The organism is Sphingomonas trueperi, assembly GCF_040545665.1.
GTDB classification, from domain to species: domain Bacteria; phylum Pseudomonadota; class Alphaproteobacteria; order Sphingomonadales; family Sphingomonadaceae; genus Sphingomonas; species Sphingomonas trueperi_B.
In genome coordinates this window covers 23,627-40,747 of the sequence record NZ_JBEPMH010000011.1, presented here as the reverse complement: position 1 = coordinate 40,747, position 17,121 = coordinate 23,627, and the positions used below count along the sequence as shown (strand labels likewise).

Annotated in this window: 13 protein-coding genes; 5 read left to right on the top strand and 8 right to left on the bottom strand. The window is 61.8% G+C overall.

Annotated elements, in window-relative coordinates; genetic code table 11:
- Positions 1 to 545 precede the first annotated feature (545 nt).
- The 5 genes from ABIC65_RS22075 to ABIC65_RS22055 all read right to left on the bottom strand — a co-directional run bounded on the left by ABIC65_RS22075 (position 546) and on the right by ABIC65_RS22055 (position 5,283).
- Positions 546 to 2,045: a serine hydrolase domain-containing protein gene (locus ABIC65_RS22075; protein ID WP_354311666.1), complete on the bottom strand. Its 1,500-nt coding sequence runs from the start codon at positions 2,043 to 2,045 to the stop codon at positions 546 to 548.
- 70 nt (positions 2,046 to 2,115) lie between these two features.
- Positions 2,116 to 2,754: a hypothetical protein gene (locus tag ABIC65_RS22070; RefSeq protein WP_354311665.1), complete on the bottom strand. Its 639-nt coding sequence runs from the start codon at positions 2,752 to 2,754 to the stop codon at positions 2,116 to 2,118.
- A complete protein-coding gene (locus ABIC65_RS22065) occupies positions 2,751 to 3,017 on the bottom strand; it encodes a PadR family transcriptional regulator (protein WP_354311664.1) in 267 nt (88 codons plus the stop codon). The genes ABIC65_RS22070 and ABIC65_RS22065 overlap by 4 nt, the downstream gene beginning before the upstream one ends.
- Positions 3,018 to 3,655: 638 nt before the next feature.
- Positions 3,656 to 4,489: a metallophosphoesterase family protein gene (locus tag ABIC65_RS22060; RefSeq protein ID WP_354311663.1), complete on the bottom strand. Its 834-nt coding sequence runs from the start codon at positions 4,487 to 4,489 to the stop codon at positions 3,656 to 3,658.
- Positions 4,490 to 4,650: 161 nt separating this feature from the next.
- On the bottom strand, positions 4,651 to 5,283 hold the full coding sequence (locus ABIC65_RS22055; RefSeq protein ID WP_354311661.1) for a tyrosine-type recombinase/integrase: 633 nt from the start codon (positions 5,281 to 5,283) through the stop codon (positions 4,651 to 4,653).
- 425 nt (positions 5,284 to 5,708) lie between these two features.
- Here ABIC65_RS22055 and ABIC65_RS22050 point away from each other — a divergent pair, with 425 nt between their 5' ends.
- The 3 genes from ABIC65_RS22050 to ABIC65_RS22040 all read left to right on the top strand — a co-directional run bounded on the left by ABIC65_RS22050 (position 5,709) and on the right by ABIC65_RS22040 (position 9,241).
- A complete protein-coding gene (locus ABIC65_RS22050) occupies positions 5,709 to 5,891 on the top strand; it encodes a hypothetical protein (protein ID WP_313540432.1) in 183 nt (60 codons plus the stop codon).
- A gap of 227 nt (positions 5,892 to 6,118) precedes the next feature.
- Entirely contained in the window at positions 6,119 to 7,687 is a 1,569-nt protein-coding gene (locus ABIC65_RS22045; RefSeq protein ID WP_354311660.1) for a PAS domain-containing sensor histidine kinase, read from the top strand.
- Between the two features lie 558 nt (positions 7,688 to 8,245).
- Positions 8,246 to 9,241, top strand: a complete 996-nt coding sequence (locus ABIC65_RS22040) for a sigma-70 family RNA polymerase sigma factor (RefSeq protein WP_354311659.1) — start codon at positions 8,246 to 8,248, stop codon at positions 9,239 to 9,241.
- A 409-nt stretch (positions 9,242 to 9,650) separates the two neighbouring features.
- Here ABIC65_RS22040 and ABIC65_RS22035 read toward each other — a convergent pair whose 3' ends face one another.
- The 3 genes from ABIC65_RS22035 to ABIC65_RS22025 all read right to left on the bottom strand — a co-directional run bounded on the left by ABIC65_RS22035 (position 9,651) and on the right by ABIC65_RS22025 (position 15,140).
- On the bottom strand, positions 9,651 to 12,827 hold the full coding sequence (locus tag ABIC65_RS22035) for a PAS domain S-box protein (protein ID WP_354311658.1): 3,177 nt from the start codon (positions 12,825 to 12,827) through the stop codon (positions 9,651 to 9,653).
- 333 nt (positions 12,828 to 13,160) lie between these two features.
- Entirely contained in the window at positions 13,161 to 14,051 is an 891-nt protein-coding gene (locus tag ABIC65_RS22030) for an alpha/beta fold hydrolase (protein ID WP_354311657.1), read from the bottom strand.
- A gap of 363 nt (positions 14,052 to 14,414) precedes the next feature.
- Complete coding sequence (locus ABIC65_RS22025) at positions 14,415 to 15,140, bottom strand: glycine betaine ABC transporter substrate-binding protein (RefSeq protein WP_354311655.1); 726 nt, start codon at positions 15,138 to 15,140, stop codon at positions 14,415 to 14,417.
- Positions 15,141 to 15,408: 268 nt separating this feature from the next.
- Between ABIC65_RS22025 and ABIC65_RS22020 the strand changes: the two genes are divergently transcribed.
- Both ABIC65_RS22020 and ABIC65_RS22015 read left to right on the top strand, forming a co-directional pair.
- Positions 15,409 to 15,972, top strand: coding sequence for an ester cyclase (locus ABIC65_RS22020; RefSeq protein WP_354311654.1), 564 nt, complete (start codon positions 15,409 to 15,411; stop codon positions 15,970 to 15,972).
- Between the two features lie 20 nt (positions 15,973 to 15,992).
- Complete coding sequence (locus tag ABIC65_RS22015; RefSeq protein ID WP_354311653.1) at positions 15,993 to 17,117, top strand: L-dopachrome tautomerase-related protein; 1,125 nt, start codon at positions 15,993 to 15,995, stop codon at positions 17,115 to 17,117.
- The last annotated feature ends 4 nt before the right edge of the window (positions 17,118 to 17,121 follow it).

Sequence of the window (17,121 nt, the reverse complement as noted above, 5' to 3'; positions counted from 1 at the left end):
CTCGTTGCGCGCTCGGTCACTTCCCCGCCCGCCGCAGGCGAAGGCCTCTTGAGTCGGATATCTACCCGCCAGCCAGATGAGAAAAAATCTCTCAGCCGAAGCTCAGTTTCTACGTCTGCAGCCCAGGCATCGCGAACCAAGCCGGGGGGATGCTCGCTTTTAGGTACCGGGCCGATAAAGGACTCCCGCCGGTAGGCCGAAGCAACATTGCGCGGACGGATAAGCTGACCTTCTGCTAACGTCCTTCTTCCCGCCGCTGGCTGAGCCGATATAGGGCCGTCCGTTTGCGTCCGCTTTCGGGAAGGTAGATCGGCCTTCTGAATGTCCGACTTTGGGCGCGGAGCTGCCCGACGCCCCTGCCCCCGACGTTTTTGACCGCTCCCGCCCCAATCACGGTCGTCGGGCACTCGGATCGACAATGCTGAAAGTGGTCCTTCGTGACGGCTTCATGCCCATCCAAGAAGGGTTCAGCTTCGGGCACATGCTAGACCAAGCTGCTGGCCACTTCACGTATTGGACGTGCATCTCAGCGGATAGGGAATGGCTCAGTTGCCTATAGTCGCCGATGATATCGCCTTCGAACGCACCAGCTTCATCGGCGGACCGCCTTCGATGATCGTGCAGCTCGAAAAGTCCGGCGCGAACTCGCACGTGATGCCCGTCTGCTCGGATCGAAAGCGCCTGGGCGAGAGAGCGATCAGACGCTCGAAGGCTGGGGCGCCGACGAGCCTTGCAAACAATCCCTCGGGGCGTGCTTCAAAATCGACCTTGAGCCCACCACCCTCGAAGTGCCCGGCAGCTTTGGAAAGCTCGGCGAGCGACAGCGCCTTTTCCTCGGTCGCCGGCGCCGCGATCTCCGGCCATCCATAGTCGGTCGCAACGGCGCGGACGACGTCTGCTGTAAGTCGTCGGCCATCGCCACCATTGGTCATCACAACGATGCCGTCGCCCTTACCGGCATAAGCGATCATGAAAGAATCGAAGCCGGTATTCACGCCATCGTGCCCGAAGCGCAGAGGACCGTCGGTATAAAGGGCAAGGCCGAGCCCCCAGTTGCCCTTGACCGGGATCATCATCTCACGCGTCATGGCGGGCGAAAGGCGGTGGCCCTTCTTGCCCGCCGCGGAGGCCTGCAGGTCGATCAGCAGGCGCGCGAGATCACCGGCGGTTGTCCACAAGCCCGCCGGCGCGAGCTGCGGCAGGACTTCGTAGTTGCCCGGGATCGGTTTGCCCCAGGCGGAGCCGAATGCCATGTCGGCGCGGATCGCCCGCGACGGCGGCATGGCGAAGGCGCTGCGCTTCATATCAAGCGGGCCCAGCACCTCGCGTTGCGCGAGGTCAGTAAAGGAGATTCCGCTTACGTCCGTGAGCGCGAGTTGCGCCACCACGTAGCCGCCGCCGGAATATTCGAACTGTTCGCCTGCTGGAAGTATGCTGCGAACGGGCGGGCTGTCGGCGCCTTCCAGGATCTGAACGGTGGTGGGGAGCGTCGCGCCGGGCTGATACCCGTGATCGAAACCATGAACGTTCAGCCCCGCCGTGTGGCTCAGCAGCTCGCGAAGGGTGACGCCGTTGGGTGCCAGTTTCTCGTCCTTCGGTAGTTGCCAGGAACGCAGCGCCTCGTTGATGTTCCGATCCAGCCCAATCTTGCCTTGCTCGCCCAGCCGCAGTGCTATCACGGCCGTCACGACCTTGCTGATCGATGCGGCCTGGAAAGCGGTGTTCGGCGTGACCGGTGCACAGCTCGTGAGATCGCGAACGCCCCAGCCGCGCGCCCAAGCGATCTTGCCGCCATGAATTACCGCGACGCTAATTCCCGGCACGTCGTACCGGCGCATCTCCTCGGCGAGGGTGAGCGGCCTGTCGCCCGGCTTGATGACGGGCGGTTGGAGGTTCGTCTCAACAAAGCGGGTATGCGCGTTGCTCGGTCCGCCTGCTGCTGCGGACGGCTCCGGACAAGCGGGCCGTGCGGTCTGCGCGGCCGCGGGGGTGCCTGTGATCGTGCTCAGCAATAAGGCGAGCAGCAGCGTTCGTGCCTGCGGCATCGTTTTTTCTCCAGCATGGGGACGGGACGGAGGATGGTCGTCGGGCGGCCAGCGAAGCGCTGGTCTGCGCTTATCCGCTCGAGCGTTCGGGCGGCGGCGGGGTCAGCTCGGCATGCCAGCGGGAGAGGCCCGCGAGCACCACCAACTCGACCGCAAGTACTGCGCCCTGGGTGACGACTTGGCTGGTATCGAGGAACAAGGTGCCCATGAAGAGAATCAGCGTCGCTATTGTGGCAAGGATGGCCATGCCGGTCGATGTGACGCGCGACCAATCGCGTTCGAGCATCAGCCAGGCGACGCGCAGCTGTCCGCCGCCGGATAGAAGCAGCAGGATGGTCAGCGACGGCACCGCCGCACGATAGGCGCCACCGAACAGAAGCTCTTGCGCAGGAATCATCGTTCCGCGCAGCCCCTCCGTCCCCGGGAACAGATAGGGCAGGCCGAAAACCGCGCAGCCGACCTGGAGTGCCGCCATGGGCATCATGATGCCGAGCGCGAGCGTGTAGTTCGTCAGGATGAACCGCCCCTCTTCCTGCATGGGCATCTGACGCAGCGCGCCGAACAGGCATCCGATCGCGAATGGCAGCGGGCGCCCATCCTCGACGACGGCATCGAACTCTGCCCGCATGGCCTGCGCCCACTCGCGTCGGCCTTCGCCCAGGCATCGGCATGCAAGCGCCATCAGTGCGCGGGAGAATGCCGGCATCATACCCGAACGACCTTCCCTGCTAGCGTACCGTCGCGGAGCGCGATGTCCTGCATCAGCGCATAACCGTCGGCGGTCAGCCGATAAGCGTGACGTGCAGGGCGGCCGACCTGGGCGGGCTCGCGCCATTCAGCCTCGACCAGTCCCTGATCGGTCATCCTCATCAGCAGCGGATAGAGTGTGCCCGAGAGCAGACCCGTTTCCTTCATCAGATCATAGCCATGGCGCCACCGCCGACTGGACAGCGCATTAAGGAGTGAGAGCATCTGCTTCGAGGGTAGCCGCTTTCGCATCACTTCTTATCTTCAACATATGTAGATTTAAGAGTCAAGGCCGACCAGCAGGCCTCTCCACGAAAGCCGAAAGGGGCCGCGCTCACGAATGTCCTCAATCGAACTGACTAGAAAAGGTCCAAAGCCGCCGAGAAAGCTTGCCGTCGAGAGATGGCATCTATTGTTGCTTCTCGTCCCTTAGCCGACCGTCTGCAGTCCACCCACTTTCAGCCGCCGACCGCGAGAATTGAGGGCCCGCCGTTTGCGTCCGCTTTCAGGAAGGCTGATCGGCCCCCTGAATGTCCGACTTTGGGCGCGCAGCTGCCTAGCACCCTCCGCTCGCCGGCTTGGCCGTTCACACTACTGATGAGATCGACGGCCCGCCGCCACCCTGCGCGCGCGGAACAACCCGGATACGCCGCGGGGAAGTTCATTAAGATCGAGCCCTTAAACAGGTTCTCGCCACCTCCGAGATCCCCCACTCCTGGCGGAGGTGGCAAACTATCCAGCGACCCAGGCCCGCCGACGGGTAACGTCCGGGCGCATCTTCGCTATCCGACCGGCATCACGGCCTTCTCACACGCAAACGCAGGCGTAGAGCCGCACCCCCTGCGGCGAGAGCCCGCGGGTGATCAGAGGTCCTTACGGGATTGCCACTCCCCACCGTCGTACGTGAAGGCAACCTTGCTGCCTTCGAGGAACGACGTGCCGCCCCACGCGATCACTTGGAGGCTGAAGCGGTCATGGCTGGCTACTTCAAGCCAATTGAAGCTCTGCGGCTCCGCATTTCGTAGCCTGGTCGAGGTAGCGGTCCCTGCCTGGATGATGATCGCGGAGCCCGCCTTCTCAGCCATCTTCCGCGCGGACTCGGCATAGGTCCTGTGGAAGTGCCCCGCGAGGGCTATGTGCACCCCGGCTTCGCACGCGCCCTTGACTGCCTCATCATGTCGACCGACCGCTTCGCTTAGTTCGCCGCCGGCGCCGATCGGCATCGAGAAGAGCGGGTGGTGGGTGACCAGGATCTTCGTCTTGCTTGAGCTGACCGCCGCGAAGCGCCCTTTCATCAAGGCGATCTGCTCGCGATTAACCCGACCGTCTTTGATCGTAAGCGAACGTGCGGTGTTGATCCCGAGGACGCTGATCTCGTCATTCTCAAACCACGGGCAAAGATCGTTTGAGATGTAGCGCTTGTACCGCTGAAGCGGTGCCGCAAACCGCCGAACGACGTCATAGAGCGGTACATCATGGTTTCCGGGTACCACCAACAGGTTGTGGCCGGCTGCGCGAAGGCGATTCACATAAGCGGCGGCCTGACGAAACTGGCTGACGCGCGCACGCTGCGTGAGGTCTCCGCTTATGATCACCAGGTCAGGCTGGCGGGCCTGCAGCCAAGCCTCGGTCGCGGCTACAATCTTGGGGTCGTTGGCTCCGAAGTGGATATCCGAAAGATGTGCAATAGCTGCCATCGCCGCTCAACGGCGATATGGCAAAGGGGTTTCACGTCGTCCGACGGAGGGCTACCCATGACCGCTTTTAGGGAGCGCTACGGAGCCTCTGAGCGGCAGGAAGGACGCGCGCAGCGGCAGCGAAATGGCGGCCCATTAAACGGAACTGGGCCGCCTTGCGCTCAAATCTCCGTCCGCTCGGCAAGCAGCAGCGCGTCCTCCACATCGACGCCGAGGTATCGGACAGTGTTTTCAATCTTAGAGTGACCCAGCAGGATCTGGATCGCACGCAAATTTCCTGTTGCCCGATATATCATCGCGGCCTTGGTGCGGCGCAGAGAGTGCGTGCCGTACTCCGCGCTTGGTAGACCCACGGCATCTATCCACTCGTGCAGGAGGCGTGCGTATTGCCTCACGCTTAGGTGCTCAGCCGGGTTCGCTCGACTTGGGAATGCAAAATCCTGAATTGATCCGCCCCGGCACTCTAGCCAAGCCAGCAGGCTTCCACGCACATCCGAGGTCAGTTCAAACTGCACTGGCCTGCCTGTCTTCTGCTGCACGACAATCGAGCGGGTTCTGACATTTACGCCTGAAACTAGATCGCCAATCTTAATCTTTACAAGATCACAGCCACGTAGTTTGCTGTCGATGGCCAAATCGAAAAGTGCCCTATCGCGGACGCGACCTTCTCGATCTAGAAAAAAGCGTATTGCCCAAATCTGCTTCTGCGTCAGCGGTCTTTTTATACCTACCGACCTTCCAGCGTTCCATGCGGGCCGCGACTGTAGAGCTGGATCGTACTGCGAATGTGACATTGCTCCTCTCCATGGCCAACTGTGACCAGGACAAGAACGCGTCTAAGTGCCGCGCCACCTCCGCGGGATGGGGGGAACGGAGGTGGCAGTGAACTTGATAGATATCGAGGCTTAACGCTCGGCTATGATCCCCCTCCGAGCATTACCGGATCAGCGAGAGTAGCCAGTCGTCCGAAGCCCTTACGAGGAGCATAGGCAGCGTGAGGGCTCGCACTTGGTATGCGCTGAGCGGTCGCCCCTTCAAACTCCACCCCGCGACGTGGTGTCCGCTTCTGGGAAGCCCTCAAGCGCCTCCTAGCGGCTGAAAGTGGGGCGCGCAGCTGCCCGAGGGTCTGCCGGCTCCCGGAAATTAGCCTTGTTATCCTTCTTTGTTATCGGCCTCTATGCAAAATGCAGGACATTGCGTTCGCGATAGGGGATCAAAAATGAGCGTTAGCACGACGGACGAGGACATCAGCTCTGAACGCGCGGAATTGCACTTCCTCGCCGCTTTGGTTGAGGAGCTAATGCGCAAGATGCACGTCGCAGGGGTACTCAGCCAAGCAGAGCTGAATGAAATTGAGCAAGCCGTTGCGCAGCGAATTGGAGGAACGCCCCGAGCCTGGTGAGACCTCCAACGAGGCCTCCGAGGGCTTGGGCGCCTGCTGGTTCTCACACCGAGCCGGCCACAGCCGCCGATCTCGCTGGGATGCCCTCCACCGGACAGCGGAGGTGAGACTAACTCTCGCGCAAAGCGCTATTCTCGCGAAAACAGATGCAAAAATTAACTTGATCTTAAGCGAAGGCTGCGGAAAGTTATTGCCCGCCAGGCGCAACAGGTCGAGCTTGCACATTGATGACGAACGCATCTTCTGCATTATGGGAGATTATCGGGCAGTCTGACCAGTCTCCGATCTGCGCCTTTGATCATGAGTTTAAACTTATCGCCTTCAATCGCGCTCACAGCGATGAGTTCTATCGTATCTACAATTATCATGTCCAAATTGGAGATGTTTTCCCGGATTTGTTCCTTCCAGAGCAGCGCCCGATCATCCGCGGCTTCATGTCGCGAGCGCTTTCGGGGGAGGTGTTCAACGTCACCGAGGAGTTCGGCGACCCTGATCTCTCCAAACCCTATTGGGACATCTACTATGCCCCCTTGAGAGACGCCGATGGGACGATCATCGGTGCGTTTCACCACGCGAAGGACATCAGCGCCAGGCTTCGAGCCGAGGCCGCACTTCGCACCGCCGAGGATGCGCTTCGACAGTCACAGAAAATGGAGGCGGTCGGCCAGCTAACGGGCGGCGTCGCGCACGACTTCAACAATCTGCTGACGATCGTGAAGTCGGCGATCGAGATGCTGAAGTTGCCCACCCAGAAGGAGGGGCGCCGGGAGCGATACATCGGCGCAATCGATGAAGCAGTCGGTCGGGCCGCGAAGCTCACTCAGCAGCTTCTCGCATTTGCTCGGAGGCAAACGCTAACGCCGCAACCCTTTGATGTGAGAGCGAACCTTGATTCGATAGAGGAAATGCTCAAAACACTTGTCGGCACCAGAGTCGTAATATCGCGAGTCTTGCCTGACGAACCAGTCTGCGTTCGCGCGGACAAAAACCAGTTCGATACCGCTTTGGTCAACCTTGTCGTCAATGCCCGTGATGCGATGGCTGGCGAGGGTCGCGTCCAAATTAACATAGAAGCGGTTGATTCGATGCCCGCTCTTCGGGAACGCCCCACCATAGCGGGGCCCTTCGTTGCGGTAACTATCGTGGACACAGGAACTGGTATCCCGCCATCGGACCGCGAGCGCATCTTCGAGCCCTTCTACACCACAAAGCCTACGGGTTCGGGAACGGGCCTTGGACTTTCGCAGGTATTCGGATTCGCACGTCAATCTGGGGGCGACATCCAGGTAGAAAGCGAAGTCGGCGCCGGCAGCCGCTTCACCTTGTATTTGCCTCAGATCGAAGCGCCCGTCTCAAACGAGGCCGTTGCTTCGGTCGAAGATGAGATTGTCACCGACATGACCCCTTGCGTCCTGGTAGTGGAGGACAATGCGGAGGTAGCGGCGAGCACCGTCGATGCTCTAGACCAGCTCGGCTTCAGCACCGTCTTGGCGACGAACGGGCTGGAAGGGCTGCGGGAGGTTAACAGCGCTCCCGAGCGCTTCGATGTGGTTTTTTCCGATGTCGTAATGCCGGGCATGACGGGCATCGAGATGGGCAAGGAAATCCGCCGCCTGCATGGTGGGCTCCCGATCGTGCTGGCCAGCGGCTACAGCCACGTTCTGGCCGCCGGTGGAACCGACGGTTTCGAGTTGATCCACAAGCCCTATTCCATCGATCAGGTCTCGCGAGTTCTACGGCGTGCCGCCGCGCACCGGGAGCGGTCCGGTTTCTCTCCAGGTAACGCAGGCGCTTGATCGCTACGAAGGTGGACGGGACGACCACTCACTGGTCAGATGGTAGGCATCTGAGCACCGAATCATCATGTATTCGCGGGTGAGCTACGTCGCGCCCCGTGCCATTGGCTGCTCCGCCGGAAAAATTTCACGCAGCTAAACCGAACCCCTGCGCTAGCCTCTATATGGTAAAGGAAACGCTAACAGGGAGCCTGTCGATGATGAATTTCGTAGCCGCTGCTCTCCCCGAAGAGCGCTCTTCTCGAGAGCTTAGCCGAGATCGTGCCGTGGACGAACTGCGTCATTTTGATGTCTGCCCCATGTGCGGACAAGCAGTCGACCGCCGCGACGACCTTTCCGTGATGTACCATCTACCTTTGGGTCACGCGCCGATGCCTCGCCACTGAGTTGGCTCACGGGTAGTGCTGAGGGCTTTGCGCGTGTGGTACCTGCGAAGCCAGCCGCAAGCCGATACGCGTTTCCACCTAAACTGGCGTTTACCACTTCGTTAACTGGTTAACGGCAATTTTCCCTGGTGCCCGGGCCTCACGATGTCCGGCCGCGAACCAGGGGAAGATCATGACGTCCCAGACCACGCTCGCGCTTGAAGCGGCAGTTGCAGTTATCCTCGAGAACCGTCCCAAGGACGGTGCAACGTCGACCAACCGGCAGCGTGTGAACGTGGACCGCGCGCATGCGCAGATCATGAAGCTCATCGCACCCCGCGTTCGCCACTTCGTGCGGCAGTACGGGCTCATCAATCATTTCGAAGATGCTGAACAGTGCTGCGCCATCGCCGTGCATCGTGCGGTCGAAGCGTATGAGCCGGAGAAGGCGCAGTTCACGACGTTCGTGAACTGGCAGATCCGAGGCGAGCTCCAGAGCCTACGGTTCCGCGTGATGACCGATCAGCGGCCGTCCGCGAAGAGGGTTGCCGCCACGACGGTCTCTCTCAACGCCATCCTGGACAGTGACGGCGAGATGGGTTCGTTCCTGGACGCCCTCGAGGATGAGTTTGCCGTCGAGACAACGGAGTCTGCCGCCTCGGACTATCTGGCGGACGGAGCGAAGTCGTCTCTAATCGGTGCCTATGTCGATCACCTGCGCACGGTGGGAATGGAGGCACTCGCCCGCCGCCCGCTGCCTAAGCGTCAGGAGGCGGCCCTTCGTAAGGAGCTCCCGCGCCTCCGCATGAACGGCATCGCCGCTGCAGACCTCGAGAAGCTGGAAGCGACGATCGCGCGCGAGCGAGAGATCGTCGAGGGTCGCCTTTTCAGTGGTGCGAGCCTCGAGCAACTCGCGGCCGAGACGGGTGTGACCGCAGAACGCGTTCGGCAAATCACCAAGCGCGCTGCCAAGGCGATCGCCGGCATCGCTGGCGTAGACCCCCGCTTCACCGTCATGGCCGAGGCTGGCCGCCCCGCTTCAAAGCGGGCCCAGGCTCGTGCAACCAAGGCATCTATCCTTGCCGATGCGGCACTTCCACACAATCGGCTGTCGCACGTTGCGGCCATGGATCAGTTCGGACCGGACTACCAGTCCGCTTTCGACGCTTCCGCTGCGCTGAGGCAGTGACTGCTCCTACAGACGAGCCGCTTTTGCTCGGACGATCCGGGTCGGACGCTTGCCGTTAACCATATGCCAACCTGTTCGATGTAGTGATTACAACTCATGCAATCCTCGACTCAAGGCGCCTCCTCGGGGCGCCTTTTTTGGCGACGATCTAAGGCGCCGATTTCCACCCAATGCCAGCCGCAGACCGCACCGGTCGAGCAGCGCAAGATTCCGTCCGCTTTCAGGAAGGTCCATTGGCCTTCTGAATGTCCGAGTTTGGGCGCGCAGCTGCCGGCGCTAATATTTCGAAGCATTGGTCTGCGCTGGAAAGTTACACGCAGGAAAGCTTGCCTTCACGAATGATCGCCAAGCCGTTGCATCAACGAATTTCGCTCGTAACCCTATTCTGTTATGCCGCATATTGCGTACGCTAGATAGCCGCTTCGGGAAAAAGGGCATTGATGCTTTGAGCTAGTTCTGAACTACGAAACGGCTTGGTCAGCCGAGGCAAGTCGGGTGCAATCCCTTCAACATCTGCGTAGCCGGAGACGACGAGGACAGGAAGTTGCGGGATCATACGTTGTGCTTCATGCGCGAGTTCAGTGCCGCTTATTCCAGGCATCAGGTGATCAGTTACGAGAATGTCTGGCATCGTGCCCGATCGAAGCAGGGTGAGCGCTTCCTCACCTGACCCAACCTCGATAACTTCGAATCCGAAGTCCGAGAGCATATCGCTGGTGCTCATCCGGACAAGGTCTTCGTCGTCGACCAAGAGCGCGACTCCTCGACCAACCCGAGTCTCCACAGAATGACGAACCGGGTCCTGATCTTGGATCGGAGCTGCGCTGATCGGCAACCATAGCGTCACAGCTGTTCCCTGTCCCGGTGCGCTTTCGACGGTCAAACCCCCGCCGAGCTGCGCAGTGAGGCCGTGAACCATGGAGAGCCCGAGACCCGTGCCTTTTCCAATGCCCTTCGTGGAGAAGAAGGGCTCCACAGCGCGGCTCAGCGTTTCCTCGTCCATGCCATTGCCAGTGTCGCGGACTGAGAGCCGTACATAATGGCCTGCCTTCAACCCGGCGGAGTGCCCTCCGCGGACGCTCTCTCTGGCGGCCGCAATCGTGAGCTGCCCGCCCCCCGGCATTGCATCCCGAGCGTTCACCGCCAGGTTCAGCAGCGCCATCTCGAGCTGGTTAGGGTCGGCGTTCGCCGGCGGCAGTTCGGAATCGAGTTCGACGCGGACATCGATGGTGGGTCCTACAGTCGACTCAATAAGCCCTGCCATTTCACCTATAAGGGTGACCAGGTCCACCGCCGTCGATTGCAGCGGCTGGCGTCGAGCGAAGGCAAGAAGCCGCTGCACTAGCGTCTTTGCTCGCTCTGCCGATTGTAGCGCGCCGTCGATCAATCGACGCTCACGCTCGCTGCCGAGTCCCTTTCGCACCAACAGATCAAGCGAGCCAATGATCGGCGTCAGCAGATTGTTGAAGTCGTGAGCGACGCCTCCTGTGAGACTGCCCATCGCCTCCATTTTTTGGCTCTGCCGCAAAGCCTCCTGTGCTGCTGCCAACTCAGCTTCCTTTGCCTTGGCGAGGCTTAAGTCGCGGCCGACAGCGATAAAGTTGACACCATCAGGTTCAGGGGCGACCGTCCATTCAATCGGCTTCCAGTCGCCGGTGGACGTGGCGATTCGATTCTCAAATCGCGCTGGGCGCCGCGTCTCGCTCATCTGCTGGATTGCTTCGAGCGTCGGAGGAACGTCCTCAGGATGCATGAAGGTCGCGTAGTCGCGCGTGAGCAGCTCCCTTTCGCTCCACCCCAGCACACGCTGCCATGCCGGGCTAACGGCAGACATCATCCCGCTATAGTCGGCACGAGCCAGCATATCTTGCGACAGGTTCCAGATGCGGTCACGCTCTGCTGCACGGATTGATACCTGCGCCTCCAGTGTCTCGTTCAGTCTTTTGAGGTCTGCCTCAGCGGTCTTGCGGTCGTGGATGTCGACAGAAGCACCAAACCAGCGAACGATTTCTCCCGTGGCGTTGTCGCGGTACGGCTCGCCGCGGACGAGGAACCAGCGATATTTTCCCGAGGCTGACCTTATCCGATGCTCGACAAGGAAGGTCGTGCCGGTTCTACGAGCCTCGTCGAAGGCAGCCATCGTCAGCGCCACATCGTCAGGGTGGACGTGCTCCGCCGCCACGCCGCTAGCGGTACTCGGATGATAATCGGAGCCAGTGAAGTCGGACCAGTGCTTGTTAAAGAACTCCGTACGCCCCTGAGCGTCCGTGATCCAGACGATCTGCGGCACAGCGTCGGCCATCAGGCGGAACTGCGCTTCACTGGCGCGAAGTGCGGTCTCGGCTAATTTACGATTATGGATGTCGATCGAGCTACCGACCCAAGTCGTGATAAATCCGGCTTGGTCTCGAATGGGCTCAGCTCGAGCCACGTACCACCGATATTCGCCGTCGTGCCGCCGGTACCGAACCTCTGTTTCGTATAGCGTGCCTCCGGCTCGGGCGTCCGACCAAGCTGCGGAGGTGGATTCCTGGTCATCAGGGTGAAGCACCGAGATCCAACCGTTTGGAAGGGCCTCAGCTTCCGTCTGGCCAGTGTACTCGTACCAGCGGCTGTTGAAATAGGTAAGGTCACCATCAGGATCTGCGAACCACACGAACGTGGGCAGCGCGTCCGTCAGCCGACGGAGACTGGCCTCGCTCTCTCGTTGCCGGTCCTCAGCTGTTCGCCTCTCATGGATGTCGATGACAGAGCCGACATATCCCCGGTACGAACCATCGTCTCCAAAACGGGGAGAGGCTGCGTCCAACGCCCAGCGATAGCTACCGTCTGCGCATTGAAGGCGGTACTCAACCCGGAACCCGGACCGCGCACCGTTCGCTTCGCGGAACACCCGCTCCGCCTCCTCACGATCGTCAGGATGCGTTGCATTCAGCCAGCCGAACCCCTCGGCCTCTCCAGGAGACTGGCCCGTCCATTCGTACCATGCGCGATTCAAATAGGTGCAGTAGCCACTCTCATCGGTGACCCACATCATCACCGGCGCGTGGTCAGCCATGTTGCGGAAGCGGGATTCGCTCTCTTGTACTGCGCGTTCGGCTCGGACCCTGCCGGTGGTTTCCGTGCAGGCACAGAACATGCCGGCGATTTCCCCAGCATCACCATAAGCGGGAGAATAAGAGAAGGTGAACCAAGTCTGTTCGTCGAACCCTTGACGGTGCATCAGCAGCGGGAGGTCCTGACGATAGGTTGCTTCTCCCACCATGGCGGCATCGATGAGGGGTGAAATATCCGGCCAGATCTCAGCCCATATATCCTGGAACCTTTCGCCGAGCGCGGCAGGGTGCTTGTTGGCCAGGATATCGGCGTAAGCGTCGTTGTAGAGGAAGCCGAGATTTGGCCCCCAAGCCACGAACATGGGAAATTTGGATGACAGCATTAGGCCAACCACCACTCTGAGAGCCTGAGGCCAGGTGTCCGGCGCTCCCAATGGTGACGCAGACCAATCTCGATGGCGGATGAGGCGGGCAATCTCGCCGTCATGATCAAGGAAGCGGAGGTGGCTGGGCGAAGCGGAAAGGCTCATAGGATCCTTGTTTGTAGGTGCTTCAATGCACTCACAAGCTCAAACAGGCGAAACGTCGTACCTATCCGAAACGGCTGATCCTCAAGCACTTTCCACCCGCTTGCATTCGCCGCCAGCTCGATCAACCTTCACCCGTTGATGTCTGCTTCTGAGCACGAGGATCGGCGTGCTGAATGGCCGAAAGTGGGCGCGTTGCTGCCTGGTGCCCCTGCCTCCCCCGCGCGACCTTTACCGACCAATCCCGGTCATTAGATGAAACGAAATGCGTTTTTCTGAGCGGACTAGTCAAAACGCTTTCGCGCCAGGCTCGGAGCGCGGCGGCCGCGCGGCCAATTATCGAACTACGTGCTCCCGGACCGCCGCGACGCCTTGAAGAATGTTGTCGACTACGAACTTCGGTGCTTCGTGTGGCAGGCCATGGCCGGCCCGTTCGGCGACGTTCTGATGCGCGTTGGTCGACAGCGACAGATATCCACGCTGCATTCGCTGCGTTGCGTCTTCCAGCTTGACGGCGAGCGGCTCCGACAAGCCAGGCACCATGCGGAAGCGCGGGCTGTGCGTAGCGATGATGACCGGCTTGCTGCCAAGAGAGGTGAGGAGATGCGCCTGCCTCGCGCTTGCCCGCATATCCAGCCGTTCTTCGTTTTTGCTGGGATCCGTCTGCATACTGATAAGAAAGGAGCGTGCCTCGGTGACGGCCTTTTCCTCGCCCTGGGCGGGCGCGGGCAACAGCGTTAGCCATGTCGAAAATTGATCGGGATGCGTCGTAGACACCAGCACGAGCCCGGCGGTGTCGGATGGATATTTGGCGGCGAACACCTGCGCGTGGAGCCCGCCTACCGAATGGCCGACCAGAAGGTAGGGCCCCTCGATCCGGGCAGAGGACAGTGCTGCGTGCAGGTCAGCCGCGGAATCGAGGCTGGAGCGCGACCCCGCAGGTGCCGGATCGCTCCCGCCTAGACCGGCGCGATCGTACAGGCAGACTCGCGTTATCGAGGCCACTTGGTCGGCGATGGCGTTCCAGCCCGGATCTTCGACAGGTGCCGTTCCCATCCCGGCGTCGATCACCACGGAGGGACTGCCTGCTCCCTTGCAGGCTAGCCGTATGGAGCGCCCGCCTACATCGAAACGGCCGTCGATCGCCTTATCGTCGCTGATAGCAGCTGTTGCGGGCGAGAGGAGAGCAACGCAGGCGATGAGCTTCGCCACAAGAGTCTGGTGCATGCTGGCTCCCGGTCGAAAGCAAAAACATAGGCGGCTGCACGGACGCATGACAATGGCCGCCTTCGAAGACATTTTCTGCAAAGCTGCCTGTCGGGAAACCACCCACTTCCAGCCGCCGACCGCGAGGATTGAGGGCCCGCCGTTTGCGTCCGCTTTCAGGAAGGGCATCGCCCCCCCCTGAATGTCCGACTTTGGGCGCGCTGCTGCCTGGTGCCCCTGCCGTTTCCGTCCGCGGCCTTCGCGACCATGTTCACACGTTCACTTTGTCACCATCACCGTCCGCGTCTAGTAGGACCCGACGGCGAGGCACTTCTAAAGGCGGCCATCTTCTCCACTCCGGATCGTTATGTTTCCAAGTCGACATCAACGGCCGTCCCGCACCAGCGCATCTTCAAGCGCGCTCACCCGCGCATTGCCCAGTTGTAGCGCCGCCAGGTCCGCCAAGGCGGCGGCACCGACGCGAGCCTCGGCGTCGCGGCGGACGATCAGCGTCGCCGCGTCGGTGCCGCCGAGGAGGCCCAGCGGCTCTTCCAGGGCACGAATGGTATAGCGGGCATGAAGATATTGCGGATGCCATAGCGGCACCACCACCCAGGCCTTCTCTGCCACCGCTGCTTCGAAGCGATCAAAGCAATCGGCTTCGCTGCCGGTCTCGAAATAATAGCCCGCCGCCGCGAGCCCATAGCGCTCGACGATCGCTTGCGAGAAGCGGCTGATACCCGCGCCGGGGTTGATTCCCTGGATGCGGCGTTCCATCCGCTCGAGCGCCGGCCCGCGCAGCAGATCCGAAACGCTTGCCACTTCTGCCGGCACATAGTTCGGCACACCCCAGATGCAGTAGGGCGTGTAGAGCACGGTCAGCTTGCGCACGTCACTTTCGAACGGCGCCAGATATGCGCCATGGCTCGCCGGCAGCCAGGCGGAGACGAGCAGGTCCACCTCGCCACGCCCCATGCGTCGGAACATGTCCTCATGAGGTGCAGCAGAGCGCTCGACGCAATGGCCGTGGCGCTCGAGGACGGACTCGACCACGCGCGCGCTCGCATCGTGAAAGCCGAGTGCAATGTGACCGACGCGGATGACGGACATGGCAGAATCCCCTTTTGGATGTGCGCCCTTCGTGCACGCACCTGCGGCCGGGGGGCATCACCAGCTTCGAATGATGGTCATGCGTCGGCGCATGATGTGCCGCATCCCCCACCGGGGGCAGGCCCTTGGTGGTCCACGGTGCAGGTGGTCATGGCGGCTGATGGAGCCAGGGGACGCCCATGCAGCGCTGCATGGTGAACATGCGAGGTTGGCCGTGGAGCGCGGCGGAAAGGCTTCCCATTGTTCTCGGCAACGAAAGGACAACGCCATGAAGACCCATGTCACAAGGATTGCCGTTGCCGCCGCCATCACGTCCGCCATGCTGCCGGCAAGCGCCGGCGCCGCGCGCCCGGACGACCAGGCCGCGATTGCTGCCACCCGTCCGCAGGAGCTGATCGTCGCGGCCGATATGCCGACCGCCGAGCGCGCACGGTTGCTCGCGCCGGTGGACGCCTTTTACGGCTTCTGGGCGAACGGAAGCGCTACACTGCTTGCCCGCGCAATCGGTGCCGACTTCGTCGACCATACGCTGCCCGCCGGCAGGCCGCAGGGGCCCAGCGGTCCCGCCGCCGCGTCCAAGGCATTTCTCGCGGCCGTGCCCGACCTCAAGGTCACCGTCGCGCAGCGGCTGGTGGTCGCCGACCGCATCGTCTCGCATCTGCGCTTCACCGGCCACTTCACCGGCAGCTTCGGCGGTCGGCAGGGGCGAGGCGAGCCGGTGGACTTCATCGCGACGGACATCGTCCGCGTCCGTGACGGTCGCATCACCGATAATTGGCATCTGGAGGACAATCTGACGTTCCTCCAGCAGATCGGCTTGGCTGCGCGGTGAGCCCGGGAAAGGAAAGCTCCATGAAGCATATCGCCACCGCGCTGGCCCTTGCCAGCGCCGCCATCACCGCACCCGCCCTTGCCCAGCCGGCCAGAGTGGAGGTGGTCGCCAACCTCACCGGGGCGATTCCCACCGGCATCACCATCGCCCCCAATGGGCGCATCTTCCTCAACTACCCCCAATGGGGAGATCAGGCGCCCTTCGCGGTGGGCGAGCTTCGCGGCGGCAAGGTGATCGCCTATCCCGATGCCGCGACCAACGATCCCCAGGGCGACCCGGCCCGCCATTTTCTCAGCGTGCAAAGCGTCGTCGCGGACGGTGCCAACCACCTCTGGGTGCTCGACACCGCCGCGCCCGGTTTCGCCGCGCCGATTGCCGGTGGCGCGAAGCTCGTCGCGATCGACTTGGCAACCGACAAGATCGTCCGCACAATAGTGCTGGGCCCCGATGTGGTGCTGCCCACCACCTATCTGAACGATGTCCGCTTCGATCTCCGCCAGGGCGAGGCCGGCGTCGCCTATATCACCGACAGTTCGGTGAAGGGCCCCGGAGGGCTCATCGTCGTCGATCTTGCCAGCGGCAAGGCACTGCGCCGTCTGTCCGGCCATGCCAGCACCATGCCCGATCCGGGCTTCACTCCGCGCATCGAGGGCGCGGTGCTGATGAACCGGCCCGCTGGCGGCGCGGCGAGCCCGTGGCTGGTGGCGACGGATGGCATCGCTATCTCGCCGGACGGGGCGACGCTCTATTACTGCGCGCTCTCCAGCCGCCACTTCTACGCCGTGCCCACAGCGCTGCTGCGGGACCCGGCGACCGACGACGCAACCATCGCTGCCGCGATCCGCGACCTTGGCCCCAAGGCGCCGTCGGATGGCCTGGCCGAGGATGATCGCGGCGTGATCTACGCCGGCGATTACGAACATGGCACCATCCGCAGCTTCGCGGACGGCGTCTGGAAGACGATCGCGCGCGACCCGCGCATCCTGTGGCCCGACACGCTGTCGGTCGGCACCGACGGCTATCTCTATTTCACGGCCAACCAGCTCTACCGCCAGCCCGGCTTCCACCAGGGCAAGGATCTGCGCAGGCCACCCTATCAGTTGCTGCGCGTGAAGATCGGGGCCGGCCCGGTCTTGTTGAAGTGAGGAT